The organism is Acinetobacter larvae, from assembly GCF_001704115.1.
Taxonomy (GTDB): Bacteria; Pseudomonadota; Gammaproteobacteria; order Pseudomonadales; family Moraxellaceae; genus Acinetobacter; species Acinetobacter larvae.
On record NZ_CP016895.1, the window covers coordinates 2,722,141 to 2,744,714 of the forward strand.

13 protein-coding genes are annotated in these 22,574 nt (G+C 42.7%); 9 read left to right on the plus strand and 4 right to left on the minus strand.

All coding sequences use genetic code 11. The features are described 5' to 3' along the window. Positions 1-146: 146 nt before the first annotated feature. Together lepB and lepA are read right to left on the minus strand one after the other, a co-directional pair. Positions 147-1,004 carry a signal peptidase I gene (lepB, locus tag BFG52_RS12195; protein WP_067556617.1) on the minus strand — a complete coding sequence of 286 codons (858 nt, stop codon included), beginning with the start codon at positions 1,002-1,004 and terminating at the stop codon, positions 147-149. Positions 1,005-1,022: 18 nt separating this feature from the next. Then, positions 1,023-2,843, minus strand: coding sequence for a translation elongation factor 4 (gene lepA / locus BFG52_RS12200; RefSeq protein ID WP_067556620.1), 1,821 nt, complete (start codon positions 2,841-2,843; stop codon positions 1,023-1,025). 299 nt (positions 2,844-3,142) lie between these two features. On the opposite strand from lepA, the gene BFG52_RS12205 reads away from it, so the two are divergent. The 4 genes from BFG52_RS12205 (at position 3,143) to BFG52_RS12220 (ending at position 8,891) form a co-directional block, all read left to right on the plus strand. After that, complete coding sequence (locus BFG52_RS12205) at positions 3,143-4,405, plus strand: 2-aminoadipate transaminase (protein WP_067556622.1); 1,263 nt, start codon at positions 3,143-3,145, stop codon at positions 4,403-4,405. 75 nt (positions 4,406-4,480) lie between these two features. After that, positions 4,481-5,875 (plus strand): 2-oxoadipate dioxygenase/decarboxylase HglS, encoded by a 1,395-nt coding sequence (hglS, locus tag BFG52_RS12210; RefSeq protein ID WP_067556625.1) that lies wholly within the window; start codon positions 4,481-4,483, stop codon positions 5,873-5,875. Between the two features lie 398 nt (positions 5,876-6,273). Beyond that, positions 6,274-7,575, plus strand: coding sequence for a dicarboxylate/amino acid:cation symporter (locus BFG52_RS12215; protein WP_218921009.1), 1,302 nt, complete (start codon positions 6,274-6,276; stop codon positions 7,573-7,575). Positions 7,576-7,982: 407 nt separating this feature from the next. Then, the gene (locus BFG52_RS12220) at positions 7,983-8,891 is read left to right on the plus strand and encodes a LysR substrate-binding domain-containing protein (RefSeq protein ID WP_067556631.1); all 909 of its coding nucleotides are present in this window, start codon (positions 7,983-7,985) and stop codon (positions 8,889-8,891) included. Positions 8,892-9,069: 178 nt separating this feature from the next. Here the strand turns inward: BFG52_RS12220 and BFG52_RS12225 are convergent, their stop codons facing one another. Together BFG52_RS12225 and BFG52_RS12230 are read right to left on the minus strand one after the other, a co-directional pair. Continuing rightward, complete coding sequence (locus BFG52_RS12225; protein WP_067556634.1) at positions 9,070-12,045, minus strand: FAD-binding and (Fe-S)-binding domain-containing protein; 2,976 nt, start codon at positions 12,043-12,045, stop codon at positions 9,070-9,072. Positions 12,046-12,632: 587 nt separating this feature from the next. Further along, complete coding sequence (locus BFG52_RS12230) at positions 12,633-13,094, minus strand: acyl-CoA thioesterase (RefSeq protein ID WP_067556637.1); 462 nt, start codon at positions 13,092-13,094, stop codon at positions 12,633-12,635. Positions 13,095-13,455: 361 nt separating this feature from the next. Between BFG52_RS12230 and ahcY the strand changes: the two genes are divergently transcribed. From ahcY to BFG52_RS12260, 5 genes are all read left to right on the plus strand, one after another. Beyond that, entirely contained in the window at positions 13,456-14,838 is a 1,383-nt protein-coding gene (gene ahcY / locus BFG52_RS12240) for an adenosylhomocysteinase (protein WP_067556643.1), read from the plus strand. A 101-nt stretch (positions 14,839-14,939) separates the two neighbouring features. Further along, complete coding sequence (gene metF, locus BFG52_RS12245; protein ID WP_067556646.1) at positions 14,940-15,785, plus strand: methylenetetrahydrofolate reductase [NAD(P)H]; 846 nt, start codon at positions 14,940-14,942, stop codon at positions 15,783-15,785. A gap of 508 nt (positions 15,786-16,293) precedes the next feature. Beyond that, on the plus strand, positions 16,294-17,016 hold the full coding sequence (locus BFG52_RS12250) for a 16S rRNA (uracil(1498)-N(3))-methyltransferase (RefSeq protein WP_067556649.1): 723 nt from the start codon (positions 16,294-16,296) through the stop codon (positions 17,014-17,016). A gap of 115 nt (positions 17,017-17,131) precedes the next feature. Continuing rightward, positions 17,132-20,020 carry a putative bifunctional diguanylate cyclase/phosphodiesterase gene (locus tag BFG52_RS12255; protein ID WP_067556651.1) on the plus strand — a complete coding sequence of 963 codons (2,889 nt, stop codon included), beginning with the start codon at positions 17,132-17,134 and terminating at the stop codon, positions 20,018-20,020. Positions 20,021-20,260: 240 nt separating this feature from the next. Beyond that, positions 20,261-22,531 carry an NADP-dependent malic enzyme gene (locus tag BFG52_RS12260; protein WP_067556654.1) on the plus strand — a complete coding sequence of 757 codons (2,271 nt, stop codon included), beginning with the start codon at positions 20,261-20,263 and terminating at the stop codon, positions 22,529-22,531. Positions 22,532-22,574: the final 43 nt, after the last annotated feature.

Genomic DNA, 22,574 nt, shown 5'->3' on the forward strand with positions numbered 1-22,574 from the left:
ATGCTATTAAATCCATCTAAGGCAATAGCTTGTGTAGATGTTGTTTTAACCAACAGTCTGCACAAGCTATAAAGAATTCATTTAACATGATTCATGGGGTATGTTTAAACGCACGCAATCGCAGCACTTTAACAATAAAAGCGTCATTATTTAATGGCACTATTGCGACTAAAACTCGGTAAATTCCAACCTGGCTCTTTATGTGTCCAGATATAGACTGCTTTACCGACTAGATTCTCTGCAGGCACCATGCCCCAATAACGGCTGTCAGCACTATACTCACGGTTATCACCCATAGCGAAATACTCATGGTCTTTCACCACTGCTTCCCACTCATTGCCTTGGCTATTGAGGAATAACGGTCTGTTGGTCTTAGACACGTATGGTTGTTTCATTTTAGAGGTCAGATTATCTGCATAACTGGCAAATAGCGGATTGAACTGTTCATTACGGCGGATTAAATGCTGGTGCTCACCCAATGATTCTTTGAAATAAGCGATAGGCTCCATAATAGAGTCTTTGCTACGTTCAAAAGCTACTGGCTCTTGCACAACCGGCTGACCGTTCACAGATAAAACACCATTTTTATAAACGATATGATCACCCGGTATACCGATAACACGTTTGATATAGTTTAATTTTGGATCTTCTGGATAGCGAAAAACAAAGACTTCACCGCGTTTCGGCTCACTAATATTGATGATTTTATCATTTAAGATTGGTAAACGTACGCCGTACTGATATTTATTCACCAAAATAAAATCACCAGTCTCTAAGGTCGGTACCATCGACTCGGAGGGGATATTAAACGGTTCATAAAAGAATGAACGCAACACCAGAACCACGACCATCACCGGCCAAAAGTCATAAGACCAAGTAATAATTGCATTTTCATGCCCTTTGCCTCGGGTTTTACGTTGTTTGAATACCAGTTTATCCAGTAACCAAATCACGAAAAACACCAAGGTAAGTGGAACCAATATTAAATTAAAATCAAAGTCCATAGGTGTTGGCTCTCTCTGTTATTTTTTATCAACTTGTAATACGGCAAGGAATGCTTCTTGTGGAATTTCAACACTACCGACTTGTTTCATACGTTTTTTACCTTCTTTTTGCTTAGAAAGTAATTTCTTCTTACGCGATACATCACCGCCATAACATTTGGCTAAAACGTTTTTACGCATAGCTTTTACGGTAGAGCGGGCAATGACTTGTGCACCAATTGCGGCTTGAATTGCCACATCAAACATTTGTCGAGGAATTAAATCTTTCATTTTCTCGACCAATGCAATACCACGATGTCGTGCATCATTTCGATGACAAATCATGGCCAGTGCATCCACTTTGTCGCCATTGATGAGCACATCAACTTTTACCAAATTAGAACTTTCAAAACGCACAAAGTTATAATCTAAGGATGCAAAACCACGTGAACACGATTTCAAACGGTCAAAAAAGTCCATCACCACTTCAGCCATCGGGATCTCAAAAGACAAAGACACTTGGTTGCCCAAGAACTTCATATCTTTTTGCACACCACGACGCTCGATACACAAGGTCATGACATTACCCAAATACTCTTGTGGCACCAAAATATGACATTCTGCAATGGGCTCACGTAAATCTTCTACGGTAGAACCGTCGGGCATTTTAGATGGGCTATCGATGTAAATCGTATCACCGGCTTTGGTCAAAGCTTCATAAATAACCGTTGGTGCCGATGTAATCAAATCTAGGTCGTACTCACGCTCTAAACGCTCTTGTACGATTTCCATGTGCAGCATGCCCAAGAAGCCACAGCGGAAACCAAAACCCAGTGCATCGGAACTTTCTGGTTCAAAAAACAATGCAGAGTCATTAATTTGCAATTTATGCAATGCTTCGCGGAAAGGCTCAAAATCACTGGCATCAATGGGGAATAAACCCGCATAGACCTGTGGTTTGACCTTTTGGAAACCCGGTAAACTGGTGACTTCAGGGGTGCCTGACAAGGTAATGGTATCCCCGACTGGCGCACCAAAAATATCTTTGATGCCGGCAATCACAAAGCCCACTTCACCCGCCTCTAACATGCCAGTTTCAGTATGCTTTGGATTAAAAATACCAACAGAAGTAATGACATGGGTTTGACCAGTGGATTTAACCAACATCTTGTCACCCTTTTGTACACGACCTTGCTTGATACGCACCAAGGAAACCACACCCAGATAGTTATCAAACCACGAGTCTACAATCAGGGCTTGTAAAGGTGCTTCACGATCCCCTTCCGGTGCAGGAATCACATCGACCAGTCGTTCTAATACCCCTTCAACACCCAAGCCTGTCTTGGCAGAACAGGTCGGTGCATCGACGGCTTCAATACCAATAATCTCTTCGATCTCATGTATGACCCGTTCAGGCTCAGCCTGTGGTAAATCAATTTTGTTGAGTATAGGTAAAACTTCTAGACCTTGCTCGATGGCGGTATAACAGTTTGCCACCGATTGTGCCTCTACACCTTGTGCGGCATCAACAACCAATAGCGCACCTTCACAGGCTGCTAAAGAACGTGACACTTCATAAGAAAAGTCAACGTGCCCTGGAGTGTCAATAAAATTGAGTTGATATTCTTGACCATTGGGATGGGTATAGTACAACGTGACCGATGTTGCCTTAATGGTAATACCACGTTCACGTTCTAATTCCATTGAATCCAAGACTTGGGCCTGCATCTCACGTGCTTGTAGACCACCACACATCTGGATAAAACGGTCCGCCAAAGTAGATTTACCATGGTCGATATGCGCAATAATTGAGAAATTGCGTATATTATTGATATTTACAGACTTTTTAGCTAATGCCATGTGCAACCTTAAAAATATGTACACAATCATGTACTTATTTTGCAGAAGTACCAATGACGTGTAAAAAGAATGTTTCCTAAAACTTTGCACAGTATAAGCAGTAAAGTGCTAAAAATATAGAGAGTGTTTCTATTATTGAAAAGATCAACAGATTGCATTGACCATACCCTGTGCAATTCATGTCAATCATTGGCTTAAACTTCAAGAAAAAAACTCATGATACTCTTCAATTTATTCGTTTGCGGGATCGCTTGTTCTCAGCTTTAAATAAGTCATCTTAAAGCAATTGAACAGTTATGATGAATCAGCGTAAAGGGATTTCTACAGCACTCGGTTTAATCCATCCGATTACCATTGAAAAAGGATTGAATGCAGAAGTTTGGGATGAAAATGGCAAACGCTACATCGATTTTGTCGGTGGAATTGGTGTACTCAACTTTGGACACTGTCATCCAGATATTGTTGGCGCCATTCAACAACAAGCAACGCAACTGACCCATTATGCGTTTAATGCTGCACAGCATCGTCCATATTTGAGTCTAATGGCAAAGCTAGTCGAGCTCATCCCGATTGAAGAAGAACTGGCAGGCATGTTTACCAATAGTGGTGCAGAAGCCACAGAAAATGCCCTAAAAGTTGCACGTACTGTGACAGGGCGTACCGGTGTAATTGCCTTTGATGGGGGCTTTCATGGTCGAACCTTAGCAGCAGTCAATCTCAATGGCAAAGCAACACCCTATAAAACCGGTTTAGGCCCCCTACCCGGTCCGGTTTACCATATTCCTTATCCAAGTGCCGACAACGGCATCAGTGCTGAACAGGCCAAACAAGCCCTCACGCGCTTAATACAAGTCGAAGTCGATATTGCCAATATTGCAGCCATTATTTTTGAACCCGTACTGGGTGAAGGCGGTTTCCACATGATGGACCGATCTTTTGCACAGTATTTACGTGAATTCTGCGATGAACACGGCATTCTAATCATCATTGATGAAATTCAATCAGGCTTTGCCCGTACTGGTCAGCACTTTGCCTTTAGCCATTTAGGTATTACACCCGACTTATTATTGTTGGGCAAAAGTATTGCTGGTGGTCTGCCCTTGGGTGCGGTGATCGGTTTAAGTCGACATATGAATGCACTCGCAACCGGTGCTTTAGGCGGTACTTATTCAGGTAATCCATTGGCATGTGCTGCAGGCTTGGCAACACTGGATATTTTACAATCTGCCGAATTTCAACATACAGTGCAACATTATATAGATACCTTAGAACAACGTTATCAACACTGGCAACAACAGCAGCTTAGCCCTTGGCTCGGTCGTCTGACTGGGGTCGGTGCTATGCGTGGCATTGAATTACAGCATCCGCAGTATGGTACAGGCGGCGCAGTACTCGCACAGGTGCTCAGCCAAGCCAGAGCGCAAGGGTTGTTGCTCATGCCGAGCGGTCAAGCAAAAAATATTATTCGTCTCCTGACCCCTTTAACCATTCATCCAGAAACCTTAGCTGAAGGTCTCGATATTTTAGAAAATGTTCTCGCCGCCACGGCCGATATGCACTAAGCACCAGACAGACGCGAAGCAGATAGACGAGAACCCAGCAGACTCGAAAAAATAGGAAAAAAATAGGAAATAGCCATGACACATTGGATCAGTTCAAACGAAATTCGCAGCCGATTTTCCGCACTTATGTCAGATATGTATCAAAAAGAAGTCCCACTTTATGGTGACCTCATCGATCTGGTCAAAGACATTAACCAACAAACACTTAGGCAACAGCCAGCATTAAAACAACAACTTCAACAAACAGGTGAACTGGCACGCCTTTCTCAGGAACGTCACGGCGCCATTCGTCTAGGTAGCGCAGCAGAACTCAGTAATATGCGACGTGTTTTTGCAGTCATGGGCATGTACCCAGTGGGCTATTATGACTTGGTTCCATCAGGTGTACCGGTACACTCTACCGCTTTTCGTGCCATCGACAGCGATGATCTAAATGCTTGCCCATTTCGTGTCTTTACCTCATTGCTCCGTTTGGAACTGATTGCAGATCCGGCACTGCGTGAGGCAGCACAGCAGGCTTTGAGCAAACGTCAAATCTTTAGTGATCGCGCTTTGGCATTGACCCAACAGTTTGAACAGCAAGGTGGTTTAAACCAACAAGATGCACAAACTTTTGTATTGGAAGTTCTAGAAACCTTCCGCTGGCATACCGATGCTCCTGTAAGTAAAGCGTTATATCAAGATTTACATGATCAACATCGTTTAATTGCCGATGTGGTTGCATTTAAAGGCCCACATATCAATCACCTGACCCCTAGAACTTTGGATATCGATGCGGTGCAAAGTCATATGATCCGTCAAGGTATTCCAGCCAAAGCTGTGGTGGAAGGTCCACCACGTCGTCAATGTCCTATCTTATTGCGCCAAACCAGCTTCAAGGCATTAGAAGAAAAGGTAAATTTCAATGATGGTCAGCAGGTTGAGCAAGGCAGTCATACCGCCCGTTTTGGTGAAATTGAACAGCGCGGTATCGCACTGACCCCAAAAGGTCGTGCTTTATATGATCGGTTATTACAACAAGCACGCCAGCGCTTAGGGGCTGCTCCCAATGATGCCAATGCAGCACAGTATGTTGCAATTCTTGCAGAAGAATTTCAAAGCTTCCCAGATAGTTATGCAGAATTACACCAGCAGCAACTCGCCTATTTTTACTATTTCATGCAAGCGCAACCCCATGCAGACCATCTAGAGATCTCACAGGATACAGATGCGGTCAATGCCTTATTGAATGCTGGCGTGCTCGCCATTGAACCCATTGTCTATGAAGACTTTTTACCAGTATCTGCGGCAGGGATTTTCCAGTCCAATCTCGGTGAAGCGAGCCAAACTGATTATGCCTCTGCCTCCAATCAAACGCTATTTGAACAGAGCCTAGGCGCACAGGTTTTAGATGAAATGCAGTTGTATCAACAGCTACAAGATAAATCTTTACAACACTGTCTGGCACAATTAAGCCTTAGCGACGCCTAAGCTGCTTATTTTGAGTACCCTAAGCAAGTAGTAATACACGTTGTAATACGGGCTTGATCAAACTCAGCAATACTACAGTTGTACACAATATGGTCAATCACCATCCCTCGGTGGTTGACCATAGCATCCAAGACAACAGCCATCAGCCGATGCTTAGATCGATCACTACTTCTGCTCAGCCCTAAAATAAAAAAACCAATAAATACAAGCTTAAAGTACTTCATTCGCTCGACCAAACCGCTGTTCAACTGCTGTGATTTGCACCAAAATTTACCGATAAAATCATGTGAAATATTAAACTTTATTCCGAAACGGAATGATAGTTGTCGGATTATTCGTTTGAGAGTGACAAAAAACTAAACTAAATTCACAAATACGCAAAAGAAAAGGAATATTTTGTGAAGAAACTTTGGAAGTTTTATGTAAACACGTCGTTTATGGCCAAGATGACCACGGGCTTTGTTCTAGGGATTGTGGTTGGCGTATTACTGGGCCCTAAGAGTTCGGTTTTTTACCCGCTTGGTAAGCTATTTTTAAACCTGCTACAGATGATTGTCATTCCCTTGGTGATTCTCCCACTCATTGTTGCAGTCAATCATTCTAACCCCAAAGAGCTGGGGCGAATCGGTATTAAAATTTTCCCCTTTTATTTTATTTCCACTGCCGTCGCTGTGGTCTTGGGGATTATTTTAGCCAAATGGACCCACCCTGGTGTTGGTTTAACCTTACCCAATAGCGCCAATATTACTGCGCCCGACAGCCCATCTTTTATTAATACACTGCTCAATATGGTACCGACCAATATTTTCCAAGCACTCAGTGCTGGCGATTTATTGGCGATCGTCTTTATAACTATTGTTGGTGGATTATCGATTTTATTTTTACGTCATAGCCAAGACCCAAAACAACGCCAATCTGGCGACTTATTGTTTAACGTTTTGCAAGCCTGTAATGACGTCGTGACCAAAATATTGGCGGGCGTATTATTATATGCACCGATCGGTGTATTTGGGATTACAGCCAATACCTTTGGTACCCAAGGGATTGACATGGTGATTGTACTGAGTAAGTTCATTGGCACGTCTTATTTGGGCGTAATATTATTGATCTTCCTGATTTTCCCTATTTTCTTAAAACTATTTGGGGTAAAAGTCATTCAGTTTTATAAAGACATTAAGGAAGCCATGCTGACGGCATTTGTCACCAGTAGCAGTATCGGGACTTTACCAGTGTCATTAAGATGCGCTGAAAAAAATGGCATCAGTGACAAAGTATCACGACTTACCCTGCCCTTAGGTTTGGCTTTTAACTTAAATGGTACAGCTTTACGCTTTGGGGTTGCGGTTATTTTTGCCTCTGAAATTGTGGGGATTAGCCTATCTGTTCCAGAGCTCGCAACGATAGTCATTATAAGTACCTTAGCTGCCGTGGGAACAGCTGGTGTACCAGGAGCAGGTTTGATTGGTATGTCGATTGTGTTTTCACAAGCAAATCTTCCCATTGAAATTGTGGCACTCACGGCTGGGGTCAATGTCATTTTAGATATGATCTTTACCTGTGGTAATGTGGTGGGTGATTTGGTCGGCGCCAAAATTGTTGACCAATCAGAACGCCGCGCGGGTGCTATTGATATTGATGATGACGCCATAGCACATATAGACAATGAAGCCAGCCCAAATCATTTGCCCCGCTCATCGTAATCCGCTATTGCATCATGATATAAGTCCTATCGGTATATAGATCCTATCGGTCAATATCAATTGCTCAACAGCAACTGCCCAATCACCTTGGGCAGTTTTTATTGATATTATTTTATTGATATATTTTTATTGATATAACTATTATCCGTTGATGTCGTGTATCGGTTGATGTCGCGGTATGGCACCCTCTTGGGCAGAACGCTTTATGGTCTACAAGCATGTTTACTGACTGCTCATCGTTTATAATCCTTGAGCTAGCATGAGACCTGCAACGAAGTACTGTTCGGTAAAATGAAGCGTATTCTTGCTTATGTCCTGACAAGATTATCTGCATGGTTGGCGTAATATCGGATGTCGGTGCTTTATTTAAAGTGCTGAATTTAATCCAAAGTGAGTAGGCTTGATTTATGCAAACTTTAAAATCAAAAGAATATCCATCAATAATGTCTTTACGTTGTTTTGAAGCCTCTGCACGTTACTTGAGTTTTACCCAAGCAGCACGGGTATTACACATGACCCAAAGTGCCATTAGTAAACAAGTTGCCCATTTAGAAGACAGTCTCAATGTGCAATTATTTGAACGCTCATTACAGCGCTTACAGCTTACGCCAATGGGCAAATTATTTTTAGTCGAAACCCAGACCATATTAAATCAGATTGAAACATCGGTTTTAAAAATTCTTGCTCAGCGTAATCAAGCCGACACCTTGAGTATTGTTTCCCATCCAACCTTATGCACCCGTTGGTTAATTCCCATGCTCAAAGGCTTTGATGAACATTATCCGCATATTCGTTTAGATATTCAGGAACAATTTAGCTCAGCCGATATTGATATTAGTCAAACCGATCTAGCATTTTTATATGGTGATGGGGTTTGGCGTGATATGACCAGTATTAAATTATTTGAGGAAGAATGTGTTGCGGTCTGTGCGCCTGATTTTAAGCAAGCACCTTTACGCCATTTAGATGATTTTAAAGCATGTGTCCTCATACAATCACGTGCGCGACCACGTGCTTGGGAAGAGTATTTTCAAGCACAGGATTTTCAACATGAGAAAAGTTATATTGGACCACGGGTCGATACGTTTGCCGCTTGTGTTAACGCTGCACTGATCCATGCTGGCATTGCCATCGTTCCGAAATTCTTTGTCAAAAAAGAATTGCAAAATGGTGAATTAATTTTGGCCTGGCCTTATCATATGCAGACCAATCGTTGCTATTACATGACCTACCCCACCTCGATGGCCAATACCGCAAAAATTATTGCCATGGTGCAATGGATGAATCAACAGCTCGAAGCCGCTACAGCGCTATAGCAGCAGCGGCATTCCCCACTCAAAGCCCTTGCCGCCCCCTACAAACATGCTCATCGCGAAACAGACTCATTTTAAAACATCTGCAAAAATGCGATCTATTGCTACAACAGTTTAAATGTGCCCAATACACCCAATAAAATGCAAGACGCTCACCAGAAAGCGCTAGAGCAAACTTGGTCTACTGCTGCTCAGCGCATAGGCGTGCTGCCAAAATCTGCATCGGATGCTGGGCTGTTTGCTGCGCCATCCGCTTAATCTGACTTCGGCAAGAGTAGCCCGTGACCAGTAGCTGCTCGGCATATTGCTGTTGCTTGTCTTGCCAAGATTGCTGATAAATTTTGGCAGACAAGGCTTGATGTTCTGCCTCATGTCCATAAGTCCCTGACATGCCACAACAGCCCAGAGCTAAAGTTTCTAACTGTAAACCAAAGTGCGCAAAAATCTGTTGCCATTGACTGCTGGATGCCGTGGCTTGGGTGCGCTCGGTACAATGCCCAGCAAGATAATATTTCACCCTAGGTGAGGGCTGTACAGCGCCATCTAGAGGTGTCGGTAAAAGTGCAGGTTGTGTCACTAACCAAGCACTGAGCCATTCTTGTAATAACTGCACCTGTCCTTCAAATACGGGTACCGCCGTATGATAGTGGCTTCGATATTCTTGGCGATACACCAAAGTCATCGCAGGGTCCAAGCCCACTAGCGGCAAACCAGACTGTGCCGCGCGATTCAGCAAAGCAATGCTTTGGGCGCGTTTCTGTTCAAAAGCTTCCAAAAAACCATGGACATGTAAGGGCTTGGCATTGGGGAAATACGGTAAAATATAAACCTGTACGCCTAATGCTTTGAGTACGCTTAAGCTATCGAGCAATACCGCGGTATCAAAATAACGGGTAAATGCATCTTGTACCAAAATCAGTGCGGCTTGGTGAGGGTCGATCGGTTGCGTTAAAGCGGACAGGCTTTGATCCAGCACAATGGCACCATATGCAGCCAAGTCAGCTTTGGCTTGAGGATGAAATAATGGCGCATCCACCATCGCAAATATTTTTCGCTGCAAATATTTAAACACAGGCAATTGCTGCAATAGATTATACAGCGGCGCAATGGGAAGCAACTTGGGAATAAACTGCTCAAGGTGACTGACCAAATAATCCCGCAAAGGTCGTCGATGTCGCTGATAAAACCGATTTAAAAACCTCGCCTTGGCATCTGGAATATCCACCTTGACAGGGCATTGCCCTGCACAGGATTTACAAGACAAACACCCATGTAAGGCATCATACACTTCGAGATCAAAATCTGCCTGTTGTTCGGCTTGCGCTTCACGGCGCAGCCATTCTTTAACCAAGGTGGCGCGCCCTTTGGGTGAATGAATCCGATGACGTGTCACTTTATAGGATGGGCACATCGGGTCATCTAGATCGTAGTTAAAACATGCGCCATTACCATTACAATGCATAGTGCTGCCAAAACTCTGCCAATCCTGAGGCTGAATCTGTCGATCAAACTGTCCCCGAAGCGGCACTTCCAGCACGCCTAACAAACGTTGTTTGGGTTGATGGGCTGGCGTAGCAATTTTTCCGGGATTTAGCTGGTGATAGGGATCAAACCAAGCTTTGATTTGTTGTAATAGTGGATAGGCTTCAGCAAAGAAAACCGGTGCATAGGCTGAACGTAAGCCCTTGCCATGCTCCCCCCAAATCACCCCACCATAGCGATGCGTCAAGGCAACGACCTGCTCACTAATGGTCTCTACCAACTGGGCGGATTCGGGTTGTTTCATATCGAGTAAGGGACGCACATGCAGCACACCAGCATCTACATGCCCGAACATGCCATAATCAAGCTGATGCGCATCTAACAAGGCACGAAATTCTTGAATATAATCAGCCAAATGTTCTGGTGGTACTGCAGTATCTTCCACAAAAGGCTGTGGGCGTTTTTCTCCTGCGACATTCCCCAATAAACCCACTGCGCGCTTACGCATCGCATAAACATGTTGAATGGCTTCAGCGCCGCGTGCCACAGTCTGTGTCAAACGTTGTACGCTTTGATCTTGTTGTAAATGTGCCAAGAATGCCTGTTCTAAATGCGCCAATTGCTCAGCGCTTTCGGCATCAATTTCCACCAAGTTAATGCCTTGTATTGCATAGTCTGGACTTTCTGGAAAATAAACTGCGACATTACGCCACACCATATCTTGCTGCGCCAATTTTAAAACTTTGGAATCGACGGTTTCAATCGACAAAGGCTGTAAGTGCATTAAGGCTTTAGCATCTTGCAAAGCCTCTTGAAAATGTGCATAGCCAATATTAATCAACGCCCGATGCTTTGGAATCTTTAACAGATTTAATTTAGCACTGGCAATCAGTCCCAGTGTTCCCTCACTGCCGCAGAGTAAATTGTTTAAATTCAACTTGCCATCTGCATAAGTGGCTGGCAAATCATAACCCGTCAGAGAACGGTTTAAATCTGGAAAGCTGCGTTTAATCAGAGCTTGATGCTCTGTCAATAAACGCTGTACTTGCCGATAAAGCTGTTGTTGCCTTGGGCTTTTATCTGCCAGAAAATGCTCTAAATCTGCCAAGGCAACGGCTTCAGACTGTATTAATTCGCCATCATTGAGTACCGTGTTTAAGCACAAAACATGATGATGGGTTTTGCCATAGCGGCAACTGCCCTGCCCACTAGCATCGGTATTGATCATGCCGCCGATGGTGGCACGGTTTGAGGTCGATAATTCGGGTGCGAAAAATAAACCATAAGGTTTAAGCGCTGCATTCAGCTGATCTTTGACCACGCCAGCTTCGACCCATGCCGTCTGTGCCACAGGATCGATGTGTAGAATTTTATTCATATGGCGTGATAAGTCGACCACAATGCCTGAGGTGAGCGACTGACCATTGGTTCCGGTACCACCGCCACGTGGACTAATCACCAGATTATGATAGTCGGCATGATGAGCCAGTTGCATAATGCATTGTAGGTCTTCAATATGCCGTGGATAAATGACCGCCTGGGGGCGCCATTGATAAATAGAGTTATCTGTTGCATAAACCGTTTGGCATGCATCAGAAGCATCAATATCACCATGCAACAAAGGACGCAGCTGCTGTAAAAATTTTTCGGTCAGTTTTGGATCAAGTGCAGTCATGTGGAATCAACATTTATCGGGCAAGTCGAACTCAATCAACCTTTGAGCTAGAGTGTTGTATCAAAAGATGCCAATGTAGAATGATCCCATTGCACGCCGTGATCGCTCATCGCATCGTACAGGGAACGGGTCCATCACCATGCCATGTGTAGGCATCATACGGTGCTTTCCCCCCATCCACGCATCAACATCCATGTTGTGCCCTTTGCATAACCGGCCTCATCCGCCACCCTTAGCCAGTCTCAACACTGTACTGATATGCTTGGCTGCTGCATTATTTTGCTAAGATCTATTGCCAAGAGCTATTGCTAAGATCGTATTGCTAAGATTGTGTTAGCAAAATCTATAGTCAAAATCGTGCTAGCAAAATCCTATTGCCAAGATCATGTTACTGCGTTGATCTGCTGTCGGTGCCTACGGAGAAGTTGCTGCAAGGGAAGACTTATTAAATAAGAGATACACGACTATTCCAAAAGAAATCTATGACTTGCATCATTCCTTTTTTTCCTGATTTAAACTTGCTGCCTAAAAATAAGATCACGCTACGCCCATCGCTACAGTGTTTTTACAGCAATGGCTACTTCATGCTACAGCTTATCGGGTTCATCATAAGCCTGAAAATTTTGAATGTGACTAAGATCATCACAAACTTGATATGCCTGACTAAAGCTTGGAGACATCCGTTTGGGGCGCCCCGTTGCCAACTCGACACAAGCCCATTTGGTCTGCGCTGTAAACACAACGCTACGATCCTGTGGTCGATAAAACAGATATTGTCGGGTCGAATACAATGCATTTAGATCACTTAACCAGGTCCGCAAAATAAGGCGATCACCTTGTAAAGCCGCTTTGCGGTACTGTACATGATGCTCTACCGCCACCATGGCATGTTTAAGTTGTACATATTGCTCAACCCCTAAGCCCAATTGTTCTGAATGTGCTGTTGCCACATCCTGCATCCATTGCACGTAGACCACATTATTGACATGCCCTAATGCATCAATATGTTTCGCCTCGACGTTGATCTCTAAATCAAAGACCTGACTCATTGTGTTTCATCCCTTTCATTTTTTCTAGCCTCGTGATTGTAAACGACCCCAGCATATTACTGTTGTTTTTACGAGATATTTTTATATATTACCAACGCTTCAAATTCCCCGTCCTCATCTTGGTATTTGCAGCAAATATTTTGATGATTGTGAAAAAATGTTATTTAAATAGCATTGGATGCGCCAGCAATAATCAGTACAATGTTCGCTGGTCGAGGGATGCTGCAACTTTGCGATTGGAAAAATATCCCCCAACAATTTTTCCAACACACTGCCAGGCTCGACAGCAATCACCCCAGTGATGAACAACGGCATCCGCGAACAGAATGGTTCAATCTATTATTATGCCTAGGAGATCCTGATGAACGCGGTCAATGCTGCCTTTACAGATTATAAAGTTGCCGATATCAACCTTGCCGATTACGGTCGTAAGGAAATTAAACTCGCTGAAGCAGAAATGCCAGCGCTGATTGGCTTACGTCGTCGCTATGCGGCAAGCAAGCCACTCGCGGGTGCCAAAATTCTTGGTTGTATTCACATGACCATCCAAACTGCTGTCTTAATTGAAACTTTAGTTGAATTAGGCGCAGAAGTACGTTGGACCTCTTGTAATATTTTCTCGACCCAAGATCATGCCGCTGCCGCCATTGCTGCCCGCGGTATTCCTGTTTTTGCATGGAAAGGCGAAACAGAAGCAGAATATGAATGGTGTCTAGAGCAACAAATTCATGCCAATGGTCAACCTTGGGATGCCAACATGATTTTGGACGATGGTGGTGATTTAACCGCTTTGGTGCATCAAAAATACCCAGAACTACTTGATCATATTCACGGTGTTACTGAAGAAACCACCACAGGCGTGCAACGTCTACATGAAATGTGGAAAGCAGGAACACTGAAGGTACCTGCAATCAACGTCAATGACTCGATCACCAAATCGAAAAATGACAATAAATATGGTTGCCGCCATTCACTCAACGATGCCATCAAACGTGCAACCGATATGCTGTTATCTGGTCGCCGTGCATTAGTGATTGGTTATGGTGATGTAGGTAAAGGGTCTGCTCAATCTTTACGTCAAGAAGGCATGATCGTTCGTGTAACTGAAGTTGATCCAATCTGTGCCATGCAAGCTTGTATGGATGGTTTTGAAGTGGTGTCTCCATATCAAAATGGCGTACAAACTGGCAAAGTCGAAGATATCAACCAGCATCTTCTACAAAATACCGACCTGATCGTGACCACAACGGGGAACTACCATGTCTGCGATGCTGCCATGCTAGATTCACTCAAAGCTGGTGCTGTGGTTTGTAATATTGGTCACTTTGACACTGAAATTGATACCAACTATTTACGTGGTTATCAATGGGTTGAAGTGAAGCCACAAGTCCATCAAGTCTATCGCAGTGCACAAGAACACGATTATCTGATCTTACTCTCTGAAGGTCGTTTGGTAAACTTGGGCAATGCTACCGGCCATCCTTCTCGTGTCATGGATGGTTCTTTTGCCAACCAGGTACTGGCGCAAATGCATTTATTTGCTGAAAAATTTGCTGCACTGCCTGCTGCTGAAAAAGCCAGTCATATTCGTGTAGAAGTATTACCGAAAAAACTCGATGAAGAAGTTGCTGCTGCAATGGTCAGTGGTTTTGGCGGTGTATTAACCCAATTAACAACCGAACAAGCTGATTATTTAGGTGTTGCCGTCGAAGGTCCATTTAAATCTGATAGCTATAAATATTAAGATCTGCTGCTTAAACCTTATAAAATTAATTCTTATAAAATAAGCACATGTGAATGTCTATCCATCGTGCCAACGCATGATGGATAGCTCAGGAAAAACATATGAGCCGCACTGTACCCATTTCTTTTGAATTTTTCCCGACTAAAACTGATGTTGGGGCTGAAAAATTACGTATCGTTCATCAACAACTACAAAGCTTACAACCAGAATTTTTCTCCGTGACCTACGGTGCAGGTGGATCTACCCGTGAGCGCACCTTAGCTGCCATACAAGATTTCAATCAAAAAGGCAGTGCCGTTGCCCCGCACTTATCTTGTATTGGTGATCATAAAATCCGTATTGCTGAATTATTAGATCTTTATAAGGCTCAAGGCATTGATCGTGTGGTTGCACTACGTGGGGATTTACCTTCAGGACAAGTCGGTTTGGGCGAACTGCCCTATGCCGAGCATTTGGTACGGTTTATTCGTCAACATAGCGGCGATCATTTTCACATTGAAGTCGCTGCCTACCCAGAGATGCACCCGCAAGCACAGAGCTTTGATGCCGATATCCAAAACTTTGTTGCCAAAGTACAAGCTGGAGCCAATGCTGCAATTACCCAATTCTTTTTTAATCCAGACGCTTATTTTTACTTTGTCGAACGTGTGCAACAAGCCGGCATAGACATCCCTATCGCGCCAGGGATAATGCCAATCACCAATGCCAGCAATCTTATTCGCTTCGCAGATGGGACTGGTGCAGAAATTCCACGTTGGATTCGCAAGCAATTACAAGGCTATGGCGATGATAGCCAGAGTATTCGTGCTTTTGGTCACGAGGTTGTGCTCAAATTATGTGAGCGTTTATTGGCGGGCGGCGCACCTGCACTACATTTTTATACCATGAACCAAAGCCAACCAACGCGCCAGCTGGTGATGGATCTTGGTTTAAGCACACCTAACTAACTTCAAGCTCAAGCTCAAGCTATGGTATTGCTCCCTAAAGCGCCAATACCATAGCAGTTAAATAGAACGCGTATTCAATATCGCATGCTAAGCATCATGCGGGTCAATCGCTTTTTGCATCCTCGACACTTACTTTTTGCGTCATGCATAGCAAAGGATGTGATTTAACAACGATGACCAGCAACTTATATTGTCCGGTATCCTGTTTATTGATCGGTATCCTGTTCTATATTCTGATAGCCCGAGGCAGTCCCGACATTCATCGAATATCCTGATAATATTTGCAAGATAAGGCAGCCAAAACTGATTTTTTTTGCTAGTATTTCGAAAATAATTTTAGCAATGCAACCATATGCTTTCGGTGACGTCAATACCGATTTGTAGCAAAAGTCGCAATACATTTGCTAGAGATTTTAACATGACACGCTTTGCTTTAAGGCTTTAGCCGTTACGGTCATTGACATTCCAAGACACGTCACGCTTAAATTTTTGTAAATTGAGATATTTTATGCCACGCTTTTTTATTGCCAGCGATTTAAGTTGTGATCAAACGATAGTCCTGACCGAAACCGTGTTTAAGCATTGGGTCAAAGTATTACGTGCCGAATGTGGTGATCAGGCCACCTTATTTAATGGACAAGGGGGGGAGTATTTAGCCACCTTAGTTGATATCAATAAAAAACAAGCTTCGGTTCGCCTTGAACAATTTACTCCCGACAATCGTACGCCCTATCACCGTGTATGCTTAGGGCAAGTAATGAGTAAAGGCGATCGTATGGATTATGCCATACAAAAAGCCACTGAGTTGGGCGTGCATCAAATCCAATTGCTCACATCCGAGCGTTGTGAAATGCGCTTAAAATACGATCGAGATCAAAAGAAAATAGAGCATTGGCAAGCGATTGCGATTGCGGCTTGTGAACAGTGTGGCATGAATATCGTCCCCGAGATTTTACCACCACTGGCTTTAGCGGATTGGCTGGCATCATCATTGCCTAAAGATCGTTTGGTGATGGCGCCGCAGCAACACAATAACCCTCAACTTTCGCAATTATCTCAGGATGTTGCACTGTTAATCGGTCCAGAAGGTGGGCTCAGTACTGCTGAAATAGCAGCCGCTCAAGCTCAGGGTTTCCAAGCATGGTCAATAGGCGAACGCATTTTAAGAACAGAAACTGCACCAGTTGTCGCTTTATCGATATTACTCCATTATTCAGAGCAAAAATTATAGATAGCATGAATTACATCACAATAACTTATTGCCTTTATCGTTATAATTAAGTAATTTAGTTTTAATGATAACTTTTACTTCGATATCAACACTACTGTATTAGGTAGGTCGTCACATGCTGAAAGCTCATGAAAAGTCCAACTTTTCGCATCAGATTGCGGTGTTATTGTCTCACCGCACCTTATATCTGTTGCAGCTTTTTATCATATGGCTTGTGCTCAGTATTGGCTATAACCTGATCTTGTCATTGTTGGGAACAGACTATTTTACCAGCTTTAGTATTATTTACAGTCTATGCAGCACGGTTGTCCTTGGCTTAAGTTTTGCTTATTTGGCAAAAAAAACGCCTAAAAATGCAGAGATTCCCCCCTGCCCTCGCGATTCAATCTATGATCAAGGCATTATTATTGTCATTGCCTTAGTACAAGGTTTTTATTACCTTGCGATGTATAGTTACTATGCCGATGCGATAACACACGTGCATGCTCTGTTTTTATTTTTATGGCGTTTGCCCGAAAACTTACTCTATATTCTGGTTTTAATTTTACTCAAAGATAAATTACCCGCGCTATTTTTATATTTAATTTTTACTGCAATCGCTATTCTATACCTCATCAGTCAACAGCAGCGCTTGGTATTTGATTCCTTCGATATCATTTTATTGCTTTGGCTCAGTATGTTATTGCTGGGATGCATATTAAGCTTATTTTTTCTTAAGAGAAATCATAGTCATAGGCAGCCTACTCGTATACCATGCGATTTATCATCAGCCCCCAATAGCGTAATACGCAACAATACAACAGCACACGCCACAATAGAAAATATGAAAAAATCAAATAATAAACAATCCGATCAAGATAACAGCATATCCGATCCAACACATGGCTGTGCCACCACCGTATTAAGTTGCACCACCTGCATCTACTGTACGCCAACCCAACCTGTAGACCCCTATACCAGCAATCACTTACGCTTTGCCCATCAAATCGCCAGTATGAATGCTTGGGTTTGGAATATTCAAAAAAGTCATTTTGAAATTAACTCCAAACCCGGTTTGGCTTTACTCAGCCCAGATAATGAAAAATTCCAACAATTGATTCATCCCGATGACCGCGCGGATTATCGTCATGCCATGAAGCAACACTTGCTAGGCAAGACACCTCGTTTTGAAATGATTTATCGCCTACGCTCTGGTGAAGACTGGCATTGGATTCAAGATATTGGTCAAGTAACCCAACGCGATCAACAAAATAATCCCATTAAAATGATTGGTCTGTTTCGAGATTTTCAACAAGAACAAAATGATCAAGCGCAATTAAAACTAGGCAGTATTATTTTTCATAAGCTAAAAGAAAGTGTTTTTATTCTAGATCAGCATTTACGTTATCTACAAATCAATAGCTGCTATGAAAAACTACTGGGTCTCGACAAAGAACATGTCGTGGGACAGTATCTATTTCACTTATGTTCCAAAAATGAATATATTGCCCAACAGCACCATCAGCTTATTATTGAAAAACTTCGACAAGACGGCGAATATGCAGGTGAAATTACAGAAAAATTAGCGTCTGGAAAAGAATTGGTTTTACGTTTACGCATCAATGCCATTCGTGATGAACAACAACAGATTAGCCATTATGTCGGTATTATCAGTGACCTCACACAGCAAAAGCAGCAAGAACAACGTGTCCGCTATTTAGAAAATTACGATCTACTCACCAATTTACCCAATCGTTTTTATTTTAATCTCAAACTCAATCATTATATTAGTAGCACATCTGCCATTCAGCGTTTTGCGCTCATTCGAATTCGAATAGACCGTTTTGGCGTTTATAATGAACTGAATAATCAGCTACTCGGTGATGGTCTAATTCAGCTGGTCGCACAACGTTTAAACCATCTATGCCAAAATGTACAGTTACTCGCCTATCTCAATAATGACGATTTTGCCATTATCTATGAGCTAGACAATGCGCCAGTTTATATACAACAGTTTTTGGATAAACTATTTGCTGAACTCAAAATCCCCTATCATTTATATGATAGCGAGCATATTTTAAACTTCTCTATTGGCGTTGCTTTATACCCAGAGCATGGGCAACATGTCGATGAACTCAACAACAATGCCCAATATGCTTTATATGAAGCACAACGTATTGGCGGCAATGCTATTCGCTACTATCATAACCATGATCATTTTATTTCCAATGATCAACGCAGCTTAAAATACGACTTACAACAAGTCCTGATCCGTAATCAGTTGGTGGTTTATTATCAGCCTAAAATCTGTAGCTTAACGCAAAGCCTTTATGGCTTTGAAGCACTGGTCCGTTGGCAGCACCCAATACGTGGTTTAATTCCTCCCGCACTGTTTATTCCAATGGCAGAAGAAAGCAGCCTTATTTCAGATATTGGTAAATTTGTTATTTCTGAAAGTTGTAAACAGCTGAAACAATGGCGCTTGATGGGTTATAACCAGATTCATATTTCGGTCAATATTGTTGCACAACAAATTTTACGTGGTGAGTTATTAAAGGATATCGATAGCGCTTTGGCTGAATATGGTATTGCTGGGGAACAACTTGAATTAGAATTGACCGAGTCGTCATTATTAGATCAATCCGATGCAGTTTTAGAATTACTTAACAATCTTAAACAACGTGGTATTAATTTTTCTTTAGATGATTTTGGTCGTGGCTATTCTTCATTATCTTATTTAGCGCAGTACCCTATCGACATCCTCAAAATTGATAAAGCCTTTATTGCTAAAATTGGTCATGCCAAGGACGAAGCCATTGTTGATGCGATTATCGCCATGGGTGATGCCTTAGACATGATTATGGTTGCTGAAGGCGTGGAAACTGCGGCTCAAGTTGAATATCTCAAATCACGTGGTTGTTATATTTTGCAAGGCTTTTACTTTGCAAAACCCCTCAGCGCAGCTGAAAGTAGTGCATATTTAAAGCAATTTAAACTAGACAATCAGAATAAGACCAATGGCTAATTGTGTTTTTTCATTAAACTAAATTGCGTATAAATAAGCTAAATTATAATAAATCATTTTTCTAGCTCAAGTTCTGCTGAATTTTTAGAAATCATTAAAACAACAATAAAGCAAATACTATTTTAAAAGTACTTTTTACACTGTCCGTACACCAAAACAAGTGATATATTCAAATGATATTTTCTAGTAATTTAGCTAAAGTAACCAGCCAAGCTGGTTGCTGTGATCGACGGGATTTAAATGGACGAACAATCTTTAAAAAAGCAAGCCTTGTATTATCATGAATTTCCCACCCCAGGAAAAATTAGTGTTATTCCCAGTAAACAACTGGTTAACCAACATGACTTGGCTTTAGCCTATTCACCTGGTGTTGCCGCACCATGTTTAGAAATTGAAAAAGACCCAGCTAAAGCAGCACTTTACACCGCCCGTGGTAATCTTGTTGCGGTAATTAGTAACGGTACTGCAGTATTAGGGCTTGGTAATATTGGCCCACTTGCCTCAAAACCGGTGATGGAAGGTAAAGGCGTTCTATTCAAAAAGTTTGCGGGTATAGACGTTTTTGACTTAGAAATCGCAGAAAATGATCCAGACAAAATTGTTGATCTTGTTGCCGCATTAGAACCTACTTTTGGCGGGATTAACCTCGAAGATATCAAAGCACCAGAATGTTTCTATATCGAACGCAAATTGCGTGAACGTATGAATATTCCGGTATTCCATGATGACCAGCATGGTACTTCGATTATTGTCGGTTCAGCATTACTCAATGCGCTCAAACTTAACGGCAAAAAGATTGATGAAATCAAAATTGTTGCCTCAGGTGCTGGTGCAGCTGCACTGTCTTGCCTAGATTTACTCTGTGCACTCGGTGTCAAAAAAGAAAATATCATTGTGGCGGACTCGCGCGGTCTGATTACCACTGCGCGTGAAGGTTTAGACCAATCTAAATTACGTTATGTGCAAGATATTACTGCAACCCAATTACAAGATGTGATTGCTGGTGCAGACATGTTCTTAGGTTTATCTGCAGCGGGTATTTTAACCAAAGAGATGGTTAAACAAATGGCAAATGACCCGATTATCTTTGCACTGGCTAACCCAGATCCAGAGATTTTGCCAGAACATGCACATGAGGTACGTCCGGATGTGATTATGGCAACAGGTCGTTCTGACTACCCCAACCAAGTCAATAACGCATTATGCTTCCCTTATATCTTCCGTGGTGCTTTAGATGTCGGTGCAACCACCATCAATGAAGACATGAAGATTGCCTGTGTACATGCCATTGCGCGTATGGCACATATTGAAGCAGATGCGGCAACATATGGTGAAAAATCAGCTTCTTTTGGTCGTGATTACCTCATTCCACGCCCACTCGATCAACGCTTGATTTTAGAAATCGCACCAGCGGTTGCCAAAGCGGCAATGGATTCCGGTGTGGCATCACGTCCAATCGAAGATTTTGCTGCATATCGTCAACGTCTATCAGAGTTTGTCTATAACTCTGCCTTCATCATGAAGCCAATTTTCGCGCAAGCGAAATCGGCTCCCAAACGTATTGCTTATGCGGAAGGTGAAGACAACCGTGTATTACGTGCAGCACAAATTGCCGTTGATGAAGGTTTGGCACAACCGATTTTAGTCGGTCGTACAGCAGTCATCGAAGCCAATATCAAAAAATTGGGCTTACGCTTACAACATGGTGAAAACATTCAAATTGTTGACCAAGAAAACAACGCGTTCTATCAAGAATTTTGGGAAGACTACTACCAAATCATGCAGCGTAAAGGTGTAACAACTGAATATGCACAGCGTGAAGCACGTCGTCGTTCTACCTTGATCGCAGCGATGTTGGTCAAACACGGGCATGCCGATGGTATGTTATGTGGTACGTATTCTAGCTATGACATCCATCTCGACTTTGTCAAAAACATCATTGGTCTTAAAGAAGGTCGTAACAACTTCTTTACCCTCAATGCGTTGATGCTACAAGATCGCAATCTATTCATTGCGGATACCTATGTCAATGTAGACCCGACTGCAGAACAATTGGCTGAAATGACTATTCTAGCTGCTGAAGAAGTACGTCGCTTTGGCATGACACCGCGTATTGCGCTATTGTCACACTCGAGTTTTGGTTCTGACCAATACGATCCAAGTGCACAAAAAATGCGTCGTGTCTATGAAATCCTGCATGAAATTGCGCCTGAGCTAGAAGTTGAAGGTGAGATGCATGGTGATGCAGCATTGGATGAAAATATTCGTCAATTTGCCTTCCCGAATGGTCGTTTCAAAGGTTCAGCCAATCTCTTGATCATGCCAAACCTTGATGCAGCCAATATCTCATTTAACCTATTAAAATCAACCTCAGGTAATAACGTTACCATTGGACCGATTTTACTCGGTGCGGCCAAGCCTGTGCATATCTTGACACCGACTGCAACAACACGTCGTTTGGTGAATATGACTGCTTTAACCGTGGCTGAGATTCAACAAAGTAAAAATTAATACATTCGGTGCACCGCACCGCTGTATCTGACTTGAGAAAACC

Coding starts and splice junctions, on each gene's coding strand:
- lepB (WP_067556617.1), bottom strand. CDS start 1,004: ATGGACTTTGATTTTAATTTAATATTGGTTCCACTTACCTTGGTGTTT.
- lepA (WP_067556620.1), bottom strand. CDS start 2,843: ATGGCATTAGCTAAAAAGTCTGTAAATATCAATAATATACGCAATTTC.
- BFG52_RS12205 (WP_067556622.1), top strand. CDS start 3,143: ATGAATCAGCGTAAAGGGATTTCTACAGCACTCGGTTTAATCCATCCG.
- hglS (WP_067556625.1), top strand. CDS start 4,481: ATGACACATTGGATCAGTTCAAACGAAATTCGCAGCCGATTTTCCGCA.
- BFG52_RS12220 (WP_067556631.1), top strand. CDS start 7,983: ATGCAAACTTTAAAATCAAAAGAATATCCATCAATAATGTCTTTACGT.
- BFG52_RS12225 (WP_067556634.1), bottom strand. CDS start 12,045: ATGACTGCACTTGATCCAAAACTGACCGAAAAATTTTTACAGCAGCTG.
- BFG52_RS12230 (WP_067556637.1), bottom strand. CDS start 13,094: ATGAGTCAGGTCTTTGATTTAGAGATCAACGTCGAGGCGAAACATATT.
- ahcY (WP_067556643.1), top strand. CDS start 13,456: ATGAACGCGGTCAATGCTGCCTTTACAGATTATAAAGTTGCCGATATC.
- metF (WP_067556646.1), top strand. CDS start 14,940: ATGAGCCGCACTGTACCCATTTCTTTTGAATTTTTCCCGACTAAAACT.
- BFG52_RS12250 (WP_067556649.1), top strand. CDS start 16,294: ATGCCACGCTTTTTTATTGCCAGCGATTTAAGTTGTGATCAAACGATA.
- BFG52_RS12255 (WP_067556651.1), top strand. CDS start 17,132: ATGCTGAAAGCTCATGAAAAGTCCAACTTTTCGCATCAGATTGCGGTG.
- BFG52_RS12260 (WP_067556654.1), top strand. CDS start 20,261: ATGGACGAACAATCTTTAAAAAAGCAAGCCTTGTATTATCATGAATTT.